Genomic DNA, 15,248 nt, shown 5'->3' with positions numbered 1-15,248 from the left:
ATGGGCATGCCCGATGGAACATGCCCGATTGTTCATGTCCTCCCGCGGCCGCCGAGGGCCAGCCACAGGGCGGTGGCGTAGACGACGGCCTGGACGGCGAGGGCGAACACGGCGGCGGGCTGCGACGGCACCGGGATCACGATCATGATGGCGACCCAGGCCACGACGACCATGACGACCTCGCGGCGGCGCTCGGCGGCGGCGGCCCGGAAGCCGAGGGCCCAGACCACGGGGATCAGCGCCTCGGGCGGGGCGAACGGGCTGCGCATGGCGCCGAGCGCGAGCAGGCCGAACCACTCGCCGAGCAGGACGCTGCGGCCGTGGCTGGTCGTCGGCGTGGCGCGGCGCCAGCCCGACGCGAGGGCGACGACGAACAGGACGAGGGTGTAGACCCACGAGAGCTGGCGGGCGAGGGCCCAGGCGTCGGCCTCGCTGCCGCCCCAGCCGGCCAGCCGGGCCTTGAACGGCAGGCCGAACACGCCGAGGTTGGACATCGACGGCAGCGGCAGGCTGAGGAAGGCGAAGGTCTCGCCGCTGGCGAGGCGGGGCAGGTGGTAGCCGAGGAAGTCGTCGAACGGGCGGGTGCCGAACAGGAGGAGGGCGAGCGCGGCCCACAGGCCGGAGAACAGCACGGTCCAGGCGGCGGCGGCGAACCGGCGCGAGGCCAGCAGCCACACGCCGAGGATGCCGGGGAAGATCTTGGCGCTGATCGTGAACGCCAGCAGGGCCGCGCCGCGGCGCGTGTGACCCTCGACGATCCACAACATCGCCAGCGCCGACAGGCCCATCGCCATCGGCTGGAAGTTGCCGAAGTAGGCGGTGATCAGCAGCGGCGGCGACAGGGCGATGGCGACGAGCAGGAGCCGCGCGCGCCGCTCGGCCTCGCCGCCGAGCCAGCGGGCCAGCACGAGGCTGACGGCGATGAACACCGCGGTCGTCAGCGCGAACCACAGGGCGCGGATCGCCATGAACTCGTCGGACAGCGCGAGCATCAGCCGCGGCAGCGGCAGGAACTGCGGCGGGTACTCGTAGGTGTCCATCGTCAGCGGGCCGATGTCGATCGCCGACGGCAGCTCGGGGACCGGATGCTCCGGGTGGGAGCCGTAGCGGTCGTCGTAGATGTTGGCGTCGCCGCGGCGCGCCAGCTCGGCGCCGTGGACGTAGCTGGTGAGGCACGAGTGCTGCGACATGAACTCGGCCTCGGCCAGGGCGCCCCAGCGCTGGCTCGGGTCGGCCATGAACACGCTCATGCGCCCGAACTGCAGCAGCGCGACGACCGCGAGCAGGCCCCACAGCGCCGCGGTGACGCGCCCGCGCGGCAGCGGGGCGCGGGCGGCGGCGAGCGGGAGGCCGGCCGCAGTCAGACCGCCGACGATCGCCGCGGTCGCCAGCGACGACAGCGGCGCGCCGGTGTCGAGCAGCAAGAAGCCGCCGGCGAGCCCGGCGGCGCACCAGGCCACCAGCGGGTGAACCGCGCCGCGCACGAGGGCGACCGCCCACGCGAGCGCGACGGCGAGGAGGCTCGCGAGGGTGACCGGCAGGGCGGCGTGGGGCTCACCTGTCCAGGAGGACAGCAGGCGCACGAACCCCTGGACGACGATCGGCGCGACGAGCAACAGCATGACCCCGCCCACCAGGAGGCGCGGCCGCGACACCGATTCGGTCCCGGACGGCATGGCGATGGTGTACCCAAAACTCGCGCGCGTTCAGGCGCAGATCGCCGCATGCGGCGACGTGCCGCACGCACGGGGCCGGCGGGGCGGGGCGCCGGTGTGAGCCTGGTCGCAGGCGCGGCGCGAAACATGACGCCGGCCGCGGCCGCGCGGACGAGTCCGCGAGCGCGCGACCCCGGGCGAAGTCCCGGCGGCGCGGGCGAGGGTCTTCGCGGGCGGCGAGGGAGGTGGCGATTCGGACATGTCTTGTAGAGCATGCCTATTCAGGCATGTCCTATCGAACATGTCCGTAAAGACTCAGCCGAGGTCGCCCCAGCGGAGGATGGTGCCGTCCTCGCTGCTGCTCCACAGGCTGCCGTCGTGCCAGGCGAGGGCGCGGACGTCGTCGTTGTGGCCGTGGAGGACGGCGACCAGGGCGCCGGTGGCGACGCGGTGCTGGGTGATCGCGCCGTTCGGGAAGCCGACGAACACCCACACGCCGCGCTCGTCGAAGCAGATGCACTTGGGCCAGTGGGGCTCGTGGCCGATGCCGTACTTCAGCTCGGTGATGACGCCGGAGGCGACGTGGACGAGCCGGATGCCCTCGTCGCAGGCGAGGCCGACGTAAGCGCCGTCGCGGCTCAGCGCCAGCGCGCGCGGGGTGACTGCGATGCTGGTGGTCAAGAGCGGCTTGGACTTGCCGAGCGGGAAGACCGACAGGTCGGGGCCGATCATCACCGCCGCGGCGGTGTCGCACAGCTCGAGGGCGTACCAGTGGCTGTGGCCCTTGACCGTCTTGGCCCACTTCGTCGCCCCGAACGCGCGCCACTGGGCCTGGACGCTCGGCTCGCGGTCCGTGTACCGGTAGCCGAGGAAGCCCCAGGTCGCGTCGTTCGGCGCCAGCGCGAGCGCGCCCCCGTTGGCCTTGACCTCGATCTCCTCGAGCTCCGCGGCGGCGGCGTCGAGGTGGAGGACGCCGATCGGTTGATGATACCCCTCGCGGAGGGCGACGATGCGCTGACCGTCGCGCGTGCGGACGAAGTCGTGGATCTGGCCCACCCTGAGCGACTGCGCCGCGCCGCTCTGCAGGTCGATCTCCGTCACCATGTGTTGTTTGTGGAGCGGCAGCAGCACCTTCACCGTCAGCGAGTCGCCGTGGAACGACAGCCGGCCCGCGCCCTGGCCGTAGCCGCCGAGCTTGGCGATCGGCTCGGCCGGCTGGTCGATGCGCCAGATCGCCACGGTCGCCTCGAGGTGTTCGATCGCCGCCACGTGGGTCGCCGAGGCCGCCGCCGCCTGGCCGCGCCACCCGCCGCCGAGGGCGGCCCGGTCGGCGCTGAAGATCACGCTGCGCGCGAGCACGTCCCACACCTGCACGAAGCGCGCCGCGTGGAAGGTGAGGTGGCGGCGGTCGTGGCTGATGGAGCCGCCGTTGGCGCTGTCCTTCAGCCCCGGGAACTGCTCGAGCTTGCCCTCGACGGGGCCGAACCGCCTGCCGTTGATCGTCATGACGCCGCCGCCGGCGACGAAGAAGGGGGCGGTGAAGCTGTCGAAGTGGGTGCAGGCCTCGACGCGGCCGTCGGGGTGGACGAGGTGCCCGCCCTCCTCGCCGTTGATGTAGACGGCGCCGTCGGGGCGGACGGCGAGGGCGGCGGCCCTCATGGTCGCCTGCGGGAGCGGGAGCTCGCGGAGCTCGGCGCCGGTCTCGACGTCGACGGTGTGCAGGGTCGGCGGCTCGCCGTAGCGGCGCCAGACCAGCTGGGTGCCGTCGGGCGAGAGGTTGCCGATGAACATCCAGCCGAAGCTGGGCGCGGTGAACAGGCGGACGATCTTCCCCGCCGCGGGCCAGACGCGGACGACCGCGCTGCCGCGGGAGTTGCGGACGGCGGCGACGACCGACACGCCGTCGGGGTGGGCGGTCATCCACTCGACGCCGCCGTCGAGGTCGAACGTCGCGCGCGGGGGCGTCGGCGCGGCCGGGTCGTGCACGGTGAGCTCGCGGCTGCCGCCGACGACCAGCGAGCCGTCGGCGAGGAAGGCCAGCGCGTGCGGCTTGCCGAGGAAGATCTGCAGGATCGGCGCGCCGGGGGCGGCGTAGCGACGAAAGATGGGGACGAGGTCGGGCGGATCCCAGGACATACGGGGGGTAGGTGACGGGATAACAGCGCGGGCGGGCAGGTTTCAAGGGCGGGGGATGGCCGGTGAAAGGCGCTGTTACGCCTGTCCGAAGAGACATGTCCGCTCCGGCAGATCGCACGGCCGGAGCCGTACTATGTCTCTCAGGACATGTCCCAAGGCCCCGGTCAGGGGTGCAGGGTGACGGTCGCGGCCGAGTCGGCGGTGATCGGGGCGGGGCCCGGATCGATCTTGTTGGCCTGGAGGTCGAAGGCGAGGATCTCGAGGTAGGCCGGATCCCCGAGGCTGCCGGGCGCGCCGGGCGGCATGTGGGCCTTCATCCACTGGTACACGTCGGCGGCGGTGCGGAACTCGACGTCTCGCTCGCCGCCGGCGGGCGCCTGCGGCAGCGCCGACTCGCCGACGAGGGCCGGGCCGCGGCCGCCCTCGCCGCTGGCGCCGTGGCAGCGGGCGCAGTGCTGGCCGTACAGCGCCTCGCCGCGCTTCGCCTGCGCCGCGAAGTCGGGCGCCTCGGTCGGCGGGGCGCTGCCGGCCGAGGATTTGGCCGGGCCGCACGCCGGGAACGTCAGGGACAGGAGGAAGGACAGGCTGGTGGACATCGCCAGGGTTCGGGTCATGCCCATCCGAGTCGCGACCCCCGGCCGGCGTTACACCCGCCCGCGCAGGTCGTGCGAGACTGCGGCCGGCATGCCCCCCGAGCCGGTCGAGACCCTCACGGACGAGCAAGCTCTTGCGCGGGTCCGCGCGGGCGAGGTCGCCCGCTTCGAGGTCATCATGCGCCGCAACAACCAGCGGCTCTACCGGGCGGCGCGGGCGATCGTCGGCGACGACGCCGAGGCCGAGGATGTCGTCCAGCAGGCCTATCTGCAGGCGTTCCTCCACCTCGACCAGTTCGCCGGGCACGCCCGGCTGTCGACCTGGCTGACCACCATCGCCGTCCACGAGGCGCTGCGCCGGCGTCGGCGCGGCGATCCCCTCGCCCTCGCCCGGGACGACGAGCCGGCGCCGGACGAGGCCGCGGACGACGTGCCCGGCCCCGACCTCGCCCTCGACCGCCGGGCCCTCGCCGACCTGCTCGTGCGCACCCTCGACGCCCTGCCGGAGAGCTACCGCCTGGTCCTGGTCCTGCGCGACGTCCAGGAGCTCGACACCGCCGAGACCGCCGCCTGCCTCGGCTGCAGCGCCGAGGCCGTGCGCGTCCGCCTGCACCGCGCCCGCCAGCTGGCCCGCGTCGAGCTGCTCGCGCGCGCCGGCGCCAGCCTGCGCGACGCCTTCGCCTTCGCCGGCGAGCGCTGCGACCGCATCGTCGCCGCGGTGCTGGCTCGCCTCGCCGGTACCTTCGGACATGCCTGATCGGGCATGTCCTCAAAAACATTCCCTGAGGGACATGTCGCCTCAGGCCGCAGCGGCGCGCTCGGGCAGGGTCGGGCTGGTCGGCAGGACGACGGTGAAGGTGGTGCCGTTGCCGATCGCGCTCTTCACGTCGATGGTCGCGCCCATCATGACGCACAGCTCGCGGGTGATGGCGAGGCCGAGGCCGGCGCCCTCGTAGCGGCGGGTCGAGGTGGCGTCGATCTGGGTGAACTTCTCGAAGATGAGGTTCAGCTTCGACGGGTCGATGCCGATGCCGGTGTCGCGGACCTCGAACACCAGGAAGGCGGCCTCGCGGCGGGCGCGGAGGTAGATCTGGCCCTCGCTGGTGAACTTGGCGGAGTTGCCGAGCAGGTTGAGCAGGACCTGCTTGAGCTTGCCGCGGTCGGTGACGACCCAGCCGATGTCGCCGTCGCACTTGACGTGCAGCTGGTTGTTGCGCCGGCGCACGGCCGGCAAGATGGTCTGCTCGACCTCGCGGACGAAGTCGTCGAGCGCGAAGTGCTCGTGGACCATCTCCATCCGCCCGGCCTCGATCTTCGACAGGTCGAGCACGCCGCCGATGAGGCCGAGCAGGTGCTTGGCCGACAGGACGACGTTGCGCAGGTCGGGCAGGACGTCGCTGATCGGGCGCTGGCGGTCCTCGCGGGCCTCCTCGATGATCATCTCCGTGTAGCCGATCACCGAGTTCAGCGGGGTCCGCAGCTCGTGGCTCATGTTGGCCAGGAAGGTGCTCTTGGCCCGGTTGGCGGTCTCGGCGCCGTCGCGCGCCCGCTCGGCGTCGATGCGCGCGACCTCGAGGCTGCGGTTGGTCAGCTCGAGCAGCTGATTGGACACAGCGAGCGCGCCGCGCGAGCGCTCGCTCTCCTCGAGCGCCTCCATGATCCGCTGGTTGAGGGCGCGCGCCATCAACCACTGCAGCCAGAAGGCCGTCGGAGGGACCAGCAGCTTGATGGCGATGTCGCCGAACTGGGTGCCGGTCTCGTCCTCGCGCAGGACCAGGCGGGCGACCACGCTGGCGACGTACACCGAGCTGATGGTGACGATGTGGGCGATGCCGGAGCGGCCGCGGGTCCGGATGGCGATGCCCGGCAGGAAGACGACGAGGGTGAGGGCGGCGACCCCGGCCAGCAGCGCGGTGTCGGGCTTGCTGGTGATGACGACCCCGGCCGTGCCGCCGTAGGCGGTGCCGAGCATCATCAGCTCGGAGGTGCGGGTCAGCCGCGTCCGCGTGAGCGAACAGGTGGCGAAGCAGAACGCGGCGATGACGACGTAGACGATGCCCGACAGCCGGTCCCAGTCCTGCTCGGGCCCGGCTGTGCTCAGGATCGCCGCACCCACGAGGGTCGTGGTCAGCCCGACGAAGGCCATGATGGCGAAGCGGATCTGGCGGATCCGTGCGTCGCCGAGCGAGGCGGACGCTGGCGAACGCCTCGCCACAGGAGCGGAGCCTGCTCCGTCCGGGATGGCCGTCGACACTTCAACGACTGTAGCGAAAATTCGCCAGCGACGGATCACGCCCACGTGTAGGCGCGCGGCGCCGCGGCCGCCGAGGCGCGCGTGCGCGCGAGAAGCGTTGCGCGCCTGCGCATGCGTACGGTGGTCCGCGCGCTCAGCGGTGCAGACCGCAGATCTCGGCCAGAGGACGACCTGTCCGTTGGGACCGGCGGAGCTGCGCGTAACGCCAGTAAGTGTAGACGACGGGGATCAGCTCGAGGGTGAGGAAGGCGCTGGACACCAGTCCGCCGACCATCGGCGCCGCGATCCGCTTCATCACGTCGGCGCCGCTGCCGGTGGCCCACAGCAGCGGGACGAGGCCCAGCATCATCGAGGCGACCGTCATCAACTTCGGGCGCACGCGCAGGACAGTGCCCTCCATGTGGGCCCAGATGATGTCGTCGAGGTCGCGGATCTTGCCGGCCCGCAGGCGGCGAAAGAAGGCCTGATCGATGTAGACGATCATCACCACGCCGGTCTGCGCGGCGAGGCCGACGAGGGCGATGATGCCGACCCACACCGCGGTCGACAGGCGATAGTCGAGCAACCACAGCAACCAGGCGCTGCCGACGAGCGCGAACGGGATCGACAGGAGGACGATGAGGACCTCGGTCAGATCGCGGAACTGTAGCCACAACAGCAGAGCCACCAGCGCGAGGGCGAGAGGGATCAGCACCCGCATCCGCGCCTCCATGGCCTGCATCTGCTCGTACTGGCCGGTCCACTTCAGGTACATCCCGGGCCCGAGGACGAGCTCCCCCGAGGCGAGCGCGGCGTCGACGCGGGTGCGGGCGTCGTTCACGTATCCGCCGAGGTCGCGCCACGGCTCGATGTCGACGTACACGTAGCCGACGAGCAGGCCGGCCTCGCTGCGCAGCATCGGCGGGCCCTCGGCGAGCGCGACGTCTGCGAGCTCGGACAGCGGGACGGTGCGGGTGACGGCGCTCGCCGGCCCGGGCACCGCGACCGGGAGCTCGCGGAGGCGATCGAGGTCGCTGCGCAGCTCCTCGGCGACCCGCAGCTGGACGGTGTAGCGGCGGCGGCCGTCGATGGTCGCGGCGATCGGCTCGCCGCCGATCGCAGTGTCGACGAACTCGCCGAGGTCGGCGACCTGCAGGCCGTGGCGCGCGAGGTCCTCGCGGCGCGGGACGATGTCGACGTAGACGCCGCCGAGCGAGCGCTCGTAGAGGATGCTGCGGGTGCCGGGCACGCGGCGCAGGACGGACTCGATGCGCGCGCCGGCGGCCTCGATCGCCGGCAGGTCGCGGCCGAACACCTTGACGCCGACGGGGGTGCGCACGCCGGTGGTGAGCATGTCGACGCGGGCGCGGATCGGCATGGTGAAGGCCTGCGTCCAGCCCGGCATCTGCACGCTCGCCGACAGCTTGGCCACCAGCTCGTCCCAGGTCTCCGGCGTCTCCTCCGGCCAGATCCGCGTCAGCGGACCGTGCAGGAGCGACGGGGCCCAGCCGCTCCACCAGCGCTCGCGCGTGACCTTCGGCCACTCCTCCGGCGGCCGCAACATCACCACCGTCTCGACCATGCTGAGCGGCGCGGGGTCGGTCGCGGTCTCGGCCCGCCCGACCTTGCCGAACACGCGCTCGACCTCCGGGAACTCGGCGAGCCTGGCGTCCTGGCGCGCGAGCTGCCGCTTGGCCTCCTCGATCGACAGGCCGGGGAAGGTCGTCGGCATGTAGAGGATGTCGCCCTCGTTGAGCGCCGGCATGAACTCGCTGCCGAGCCGCATGAACACGGGGATCGCCGACAGCACCGCGAACAGGCCGATCGCCAGAGTTGTTCGGGGCTTGCGCAGGGCCACGTAGACGAACGGTTCGTACACGGCGCGGATGGCGCGAGAGATCGGGTGGCGCTGCTCGCTGTAGATCTTGCCGCGCACGAGCAGGTCGCGCAGCGCCGGCGCGAGGGTCACGCTGAGCAGCGCGGCCGCCAGCATGACGAAGGTCTTGGTGTAGGCGAGCGGCTTGAACAGGCGCCCGGCCTGGCCCTCGAGCCCGAACACCGGGATGAAGGCGACGGCGATGATCAGCAGCGAGAAGAAGATCGCCGGGGTGACCTCGCGCGCGGCCTCGGCGAGCAGGTTCCTGCGTTGCTCTTCGGACATGTCCTTGGGGGCATGTTCGAGCCGCTTGTGACAGGCCTCGACCATGACGATCTCGGCGTCGACGGTGGCGCCGATGGCGATGGCGATCCCGCCGAGGCTCATGATGGTGGCGGGGATCCCCAGCCAGGCCATCGGCAAGAACGCCAGCAGCACCGCCAGCGGCAGGCCGACGATCGGCAGCAGGGCGCTGCGCACGTGGAGGAGGAACACGAGGATCACGAGGGCGACGACCAGGCCCTCCTCGACCAGGGCGGCCTTGAGGGTGTCGATCGCGCGGTCGATGAGGCCGCTGCGGTCGTAGGTGGTGACGACCTCGACGCCCGGGGGCAGGCCGGCCGCGACCTCGTCGAGGCGGGCCTTGACGCGCTCGATGACGTCGCGGGCGTTGACGCCGTAGCGGGCGACGACGATGGCGCCGACGACCTCGCCCTGGCCGTCGAGCTCGGCGAGGCCGCGGCGGATGTCGGGGCCGTAGCGGACCTCGGCGACGTCGCCGAGGCGCAGCGGGGCGCCGAGCTCGGGGCTGGCCTTGAGGACAGCCGACTCGAGCCCCGCGAGATCTTTCAAATAGCCGCGGCCGCGGACGAAGGCCTCGCGGCCGCCGAGCTCGAGGATCCGCCCGGAGGACTCGCCGGAGGTCTTGCGCACCGCGTCGGCGACGTCGGCGACTGTGAGGCCGTGGGCGCGCAGGCGCTCGAGGTCGAGCTGGACCTGGAACTGGCGCTCGTAGCCGCCGACGCTGGCGACCTGGGCGACGCCCTGGACGCTCTCGAGGGCGTAGCGCAGCTCGAAGTCCTGGATCGCCCGCAGCTCGGCGAGGTCGTGCCGACCTGTCCGATCGACCAGGGCGTACTCGAACACCCAGCCGATGCCGGTGGCGTCGGGGCCGAGAGTGACGCTGGCGCCCTCGGGCAGGCGCGGGCCGATGCCGGCGAGGTACTCCTGGACGCGCGAGCGGGCCCAGTAGACGTCGACGTCCTCGGCGAACAGGACGTGGACGAAGGACATGCCGAACATCGAGTAGCCGCGCACGGCCTCGACGCCGGGGGCGGCCAGCAAGGAGGCGGTCAGCGGGTAGGTGACCTGGTCCTCGACCAGCGTCGGCGAGCGGCCGCGCCACTCGGTGAAGACGATGACCTGCGGGTCCGAGAGGTCGGGCACGGCGTCGAGCGGGACCCGCTCGAGCGCGCGCAAGGCCAGCCAGGCGAGCACGACGTAGGCCATGATCACCAGGCCGCGGTGGTGCGCGCAGGCGTCGATCAGCTTGCCGATGGCGGTGAGCATGGAGGCTTCAACAGGGGGCGTGTGCGGGGCCGGCGAGCTTCGCCAGGCCGCGGTGGTGCGCGCAGGCGTCGATCAGCTTGCCGATGGTGGTGAGCATGGCGACTTGGGGAAGGCGGTCACGGAGCGTGGGCGTGACCGGCGTGCTGCGAGGCGGCGTCGGAGGAGTGCTGCGAGTGCGCGGCGGGGGAGTGCTTCGAGTGCTCGGCGGAGGAGTGCTTCGAGTGGGCTGCGGGTTGCGGGGCGCTGTCGGAGTGCTGCGTGTGTTCGGCGGGGGAGTGCTGCGCGTGCTTGTCGGGGGAGTGCTGCGCGTGCTTGTCGGAGTGTTGCGCATGTTCGGCGGGGGAGTGCTGCGCGTGCTTGTCGGGGGAGTGCTGCGCGGGCGCGGCGGAGGCGGTGGTGGCCGAGGGTTGCGTCGCCTCCGCCGAGGGTTGCGGGTCGGTCGGGTGTTGCGCGTGCGAGGGCGTCGCGGCGCCGGGAGTCGAGCTGGGGATCAGCGCGGCGCGCAGGCGGCTCTCGGCGTCGACGAGGAAGGTCGCGCCGGCGACCACGCGCTCGCCGGCGGTCAGGCCCTCGCGCACGCGCACGAACTCGGGGTCGCGCACGCCCAGCACGACCGGGCGCGGGACCAGGCGGCCGCCGCCGGCGTCGACGAACACGTAGGGCTGGTTGCCGGCGTCGACGATCGCGTCGCGCGGGACGGCCACGCCGGTCTCGCTCGGCAGGGCGAAGGTCACCACCGCCGGCATGCCGGCCACCAGCGCGCGGTCGTCGTTGTCGAGCGGCATGCGCACGCGGACGCTGCGGCTGTCGGCGGCGACCGACGGGTAGACCAGGTCGACGGCCAGCTCGCGGTCGAGCTCCGGACGGCTGGTGAATCGGACATGTCCCTTGGTTCCTGGCTTTACAGACACCGCGCGCGCCGCCGGCAGCTCGGCCACCAGGTAGAGCCCGTGGTCCTCGCGCAGCTCGTAGAGCGGCTCCTCGGGGCGGACGTAGGCGCCGAGGACGGCGGTGCGGGCGACGACGACGCCGGCCGCGGGGGCGACCACGGGGGTGGTGCGGTCGGGCTTGCCGGACTTGAGGATCCGGTCGACCGCGGCCGACGACAGGCCGAGCAGCTCGAGCCGCTGGCGAGCCGCCCCGACCACCGGCCCCGACCAGCTGTGGGCCGCCAGCAGCTCCGCCTGGGCCTGGTAGATCTCCGGGCTGTAGTACTCGGCCAGCACCTGACCCTTGCGCACGCGGACGCCGGTCTCGGCGACGGCGATCCGTTCGATGAAGCCGGCCGCGCGCACGTGTACCCGCGCCGCGCCGTCCTCGCTGAACTCGGTCAGGGCGGCGCTGCGCAGCTCGGCGGTGAACTCGCGCTCCTCGGCGACGACGACGCGGGCGCCGATCGCCTGCAGGCGGTCGAGGCCGAGGGTGATCGCGGCTGTCCCTGCGGGCATGTCCGCAGAGACAGCCACGGCCTCGGCCGCGACCGGCTCGAGATCCATGCCGCAGATCGGGCACTCGCCCGGCTCGGCTTGCTGGATCTGCGGGTGCATCGGGCAGCGGTAGACCGTCTCGGCCTCGTCCTCCGGGATCGGCTCGAGCGCCATGTGGCAGATCGGGCACTCGCCGGGCTCGTGCGAGGTGATTTGCGGGTGCATCGGGCAGCGGTAGCGGGGGGCGTGCTGGGCTGCCACCGGCTCGGCGTTGGCGTACGACCACCAGGCGAAGCAAGCCGCGGCGAGGGTGCCGAGCAGCAGCAGCCAGCGCACGCCCGCCATCAGGGCGACGCCGGGCGGCGGCGCCTCGGCGCCCTCGCGCATGGTCTCGGGGTCGTCATGGTGGAGGTCGGTCACGGGAGGTCCTTCGGGACAGGTCAGGGGGCGGAGCGGCGAGTGAGAGGGTCTCGGGGACAGGTCGGGCGGGGCGGTATCTGGGGTGAGTGAGAGGGTCTCGGGGACAGGCTCGGGGTCGGCTGGTCTTGCGGACAGGTCAGCGGTCGGCGGGGCCCTGCGCCAGCGCGCGGCGGGCCACGGGCGAGCCGACGGCGCGGTCGAGGTCGATGAGAGCGTGGTCGAGGTCGGACTTGGCGGCGATGACGTCCATCGCCACCTCGACGTGGACGGCCTCGGCGGACAGGAGGGCCGTGAAGTCGCCGCGGCCCGACTCGTAGCCGGTCAGCGCGACCTCGCGGGCGCGCGCGCTGGCCGGGCGGGCCTCGCGGACCAGCGCCTGGTAGCGCTCCGAGGCGCTCTGGACGGTCGCCAGGGCGCCCGAGACCTCGCCGGCGATCCCGAGCTTGACCTGGGCGACGTCGCGGGCGGCGGCGGCGGTGAGCTCGGCCTGGGCGTCCCTGCGCTTTCGGCCCTGTCCCGTGAGCCAGGGCAGCTGGAGGTCGATCATCAGGCCGTAGCCGTGCATCGGCATCGGTTTGGTCGCGGGGAAGTAGGCGACGCCGAGCATCGCGCTCGGCAGGTTGGCCTCGCGCTTGGCGGCGCGCAGGTCGAGGGCGGCGGCCTCGCGGCGGGCGTCGGCGGCGCGGGTCTCGGGGCGGGCGCTCTGGGCGTCGGCGATCAGGCCGCGGGCGTCGACCGCGACGGTGGCGGGGGCGGGCTCCGCGGGGGCGCCGAGCGGGGCGTCGGCCTCGCGGGCCATGAGCGTGTTGAGGCGAGTGCGCGCGGCCTGGGTCGCGGTCGCGTCGGTGGCGACGTCGGCGCGGGCGCGGGCGACCTCGGTCTCGGCGCGGGCGATCTCGAGGAGCGTGCCGCCGACGACCTGCCGCGCCCGCGCCAGGCCGAGCACGTGCTCGCTGACCCGCTGATGCTCGAGGTGGACGCTGTGGCGGGCGACCGCGGCGGCGTAGTCGATGAAGGCGTGGCGCACCGCGGTGGCGAGGTCCTGGGCGACGACGTCGCGCGAGGCCGCGTCGGCGGCGGCGTCCTTGCGCCGGGCCGCCGAACGCAGCTTGAGGCTGCCGGCCGCGGGCACCGGCTGGCGCAGGCCGAGCATCACCATCGGCGACTCGTTCCACGCCCACGGCCTGGCCAGCGGGACCTGCCAGATGTCGAAGGTGAGGCGCGTGGCCTCGGGCCGCCGCTCGGCCTCGGCGAGGTGCTCGGCGGCGCGGATCCGGTGGGCCTCTGCCTGCAGACCCGGACTGCGCTCGAGCGCGATCGCCACCGCAGTGTCGATGTCGAAGGGCCCGCTCAGGGCCGACTCGGCCGGGGCCGCGCGCAAGGAGCCCGCGGACAGGGCGAGGACGAGGCAGACGCTGCGCGCGAGGGGCACACCGCGTCTATATGCACGGCGCGCGTCAGGCCGGAAATATCAAGGTTTTCGCGCGGCGGCGCGACTGCCGCCGGTAGGGATCGCGAAGATTCTCAAGCGGGGTCGCGAAGATCGTGAGGCCGTGGAGGATGCCGAACGCGGCAAGGGCGATCGCCGAATCCGGCAAGAGGCGGGCTGTCCTCGAGGACATGTGAGAGCGCGGTCGACTGGTGGCTGTTGGACCCTTGCCAGAGGCTTGGGGTGGATGAGGTTCGCTGCGAGGGGCCCGCGGGAAAAAACTGTGATGGCGGAGGTTCGCTGCGGGGTGCGTGCGGTTGAAGCCGGTGTTGGTAGCGAGGGGCAGGCGCGCGCGAGCGAGGGAATGCATGGCGGAGTTCGCTGCGAGGCAGGTCGCGAGAACTCGCAATGGTGGAGCTCGCTGCGAGAGCGCGGAGAGAAGCCCGTGCTGGTGGAACTCGCAGTGACGGAGGAGGAGACGTGCGGCCGTGACACAGGCGGGCGAGGGCTTCCGCTTCAGTGGGCGGCTGATTGACACCGAAGCGCGCGCTCCGGTAAGAGCCGGGGCCTGGCGCACCTTGCGCCGGAGGAGTCGTTCATGCGCGCGCAGGCGAGGCGAGTGTCGGGGTGGCTGATGGTGGGGGCGATGGTCGTGGGCTGCGGCGACGACGGGCGCGGCGGCGATTCGACCGCGGGGGTGACCGCGGCGACGGGGGTCACGGGGGCGACGAACGTGACGGGCGTGACGGGCGTGACCGGCACGACCGAGACCGGCGGGGAGACGACCGGGACGACCACCGACGGCACGTCGAGCGGTGACCCGACGAGCGAGCCGACCGGCACGCCGACGACCTCGCCGACCGGCACCGGCGGCTGCGTCGAGGACACGGACTGTCCCGAAGGACAGCACTGCGGCGCGTGGTCGGGCGAGTGCCTGCCGGAGGGCGGCTGTCTCGTCAAGGAGGACTGCGAGGCCGGCCAGACGTGCACCGACGGCATGTGCGTGATCGGCGGCGACTGCGGGGCGCAGGAGTTCGAGCTGTCCAAGGTCGTGCCCAACGTGATGATCGTGCTCGACCGCAGCGGGAGCATGGAGGGCGACGTCCAGGACTCGGACAAGAACCGCTGGGAGGTCGCCAAGGACGCGATCAACAAGCTGGTGACGACCTTCAACGAGGAGATCCGGTTCGGCCTCGTGACCTACTCGGCGTGCGTCGGCAACGGCTGCTCGGCCGGGACGATCGTGGTGCCGGTGGCCGACTTCAACGGCGGGGCGATCCAGCAGTTCCTCAGCGACAAGGGCAACGGCTACCTGTGCGACTCCGGCGACCCGGAGACCAGCACCGGCAACACGCTCAAGGCGCTGGTCGGCGAGCCGCAGGTCCAGGACGTCACGCGCGCCAACGCGGTGCTGCTGATCACCGACGGCGACGAGAGCGGCGATTGCCAGGGCACCACCAACGGGCCGGCGGCCGCGGCCGAGCTGTTCGCGCAGGCGATCTCGGTCCGCACCTACGCGGTCGGCTTCGCCGACGGGATCCTCGGCTCGCTGGCCCAGATCGCCGCCAACGGCGGCACGATGACGCCCTACAACGCCAACAACCCGGCCTCGCTCGAGGCGGCCCTCGACGCGATCGCCGGCGCGGTGGTCTCGTGCACCTTCGAGCTCGACACGGTGCCGGAGGACCCGAACGAGATCTACGTGTTTTTTGAAGACATGGTCCCGGGGGTCCCCAACGACCCCAACAACGGCTGGACCTACGACCCGAACACCAACACGGTCACCTTCCACGGCACGGCCTGCGAGGCGCTCAAGGGCGGGCAGGTGGTCGACGTCGACGTGGTGTTCGGCTGCGACGTGCCGATCCCCGGGTGAGCGCAAGGACATGCTCTTCGGAGCATGTCCCGGG

9 protein-coding genes are annotated in these 15,248 nt (G+C 72.5%); 2 read left to right on the top strand and 7 right to left on the bottom strand.

Annotation, left to right across the window (positions count from 1 at the left end; all coding sequences use genetic code 11):
- Positions 1-32 precede the first annotated feature (32 nt).
- From O0S08_RS40950 to O0S08_RS40940, 3 genes are all read right to left on the bottom strand, one after another.
- Entirely contained in the window at positions 33-1,676 is a 1,644-nt protein-coding gene (locus O0S08_RS40950; protein ID WP_269034948.1) for a glycosyltransferase family 87 protein, read from the bottom strand.
- A gap of 294 nt (positions 1,677-1,970) precedes the next feature.
- On the bottom strand, positions 1,971-3,791 hold the full coding sequence (locus O0S08_RS40945; protein WP_269034947.1) for a WD40 repeat domain-containing protein: 1,821 nt from the start codon (positions 3,789-3,791) through the stop codon (positions 1,971-1,973).
- 164 nt (positions 3,792-3,955) lie between these two features.
- Positions 3,956-4,405: a c-type cytochrome gene (locus O0S08_RS40940; protein WP_269034946.1), complete on the bottom strand. Its 450-nt coding sequence runs from the start codon at positions 4,403-4,405 to the stop codon at positions 3,956-3,958.
- Positions 4,406-4,475: 70 nt separating this feature from the next.
- Here O0S08_RS40940 and O0S08_RS40935 point away from each other — a divergent pair, with 70 nt between their 5' ends.
- Positions 4,476-5,141, top strand: a complete 666-nt coding sequence (locus O0S08_RS40935) for an RNA polymerase sigma factor (RefSeq protein WP_371879579.1) — start codon at positions 4,476-4,478, stop codon at positions 5,139-5,141.
- Between the two features lie 42 nt (positions 5,142-5,183).
- On the opposite strand, the gene O0S08_RS40930 is transcribed toward O0S08_RS40935, so the two are convergent.
- The 4 genes from O0S08_RS40930 to O0S08_RS40915 form a co-directional block, all read right to left on the bottom strand.
- Positions 5,184-6,530 carry a sensor histidine kinase gene (locus tag O0S08_RS40930; protein WP_269034944.1) on the bottom strand — a complete coding sequence of 449 codons (1,347 nt, stop codon included), beginning with the start codon at positions 6,528-6,530 and terminating at the stop codon, positions 5,184-5,186.
- A gap of 241 nt (positions 6,531-6,771) precedes the next feature.
- Positions 6,772-10,062 (bottom strand): efflux RND transporter permease subunit, encoded by a 3,291-nt coding sequence (locus O0S08_RS40925; RefSeq protein WP_269034943.1) that lies wholly within the window; start codon positions 10,060-10,062, stop codon positions 6,772-6,774.
- A gap of 116 nt (positions 10,063-10,178) precedes the next feature.
- Positions 10,179-11,909 (bottom strand): heavy metal-binding domain-containing protein, encoded by a 1,731-nt coding sequence (locus tag O0S08_RS40920; RefSeq protein ID WP_269034942.1) that lies wholly within the window; start codon positions 11,907-11,909, stop codon positions 10,179-10,181.
- Positions 11,910-12,045: 136 nt separating this feature from the next.
- Positions 12,046-13,341 (bottom strand): TolC family protein, encoded by a 1,296-nt coding sequence (locus O0S08_RS40915; RefSeq protein ID WP_269034941.1) that lies wholly within the window; start codon positions 13,339-13,341, stop codon positions 12,046-12,048.
- Between the two features lie 595 nt (positions 13,342-13,936).
- On the opposite strand from O0S08_RS40915, the gene O0S08_RS40910 reads away from it, so the two are divergent.
- Positions 13,937-15,214: a vWA domain-containing protein gene (locus O0S08_RS40910; RefSeq protein ID WP_269034940.1), complete on the top strand. Its 1,278-nt coding sequence runs from the start codon at positions 13,937-13,939 to the stop codon at positions 15,212-15,214.
- Positions 15,215-15,248: the final 34 nt, after the last annotated feature.

Origin of the sequence: Nannocystis punicea, from assembly GCF_026965555.1 — a bacterium.
Taxonomy (GTDB): domain Bacteria; phylum Myxococcota_A; class Polyangia; order Nannocystales; family Nannocystaceae; genus Nannocystis; species Nannocystis punicea.
Note: the sequence above shows the minus strand (reverse complement) of the source record. Positions and strands in the feature narration are given on the sequence as shown.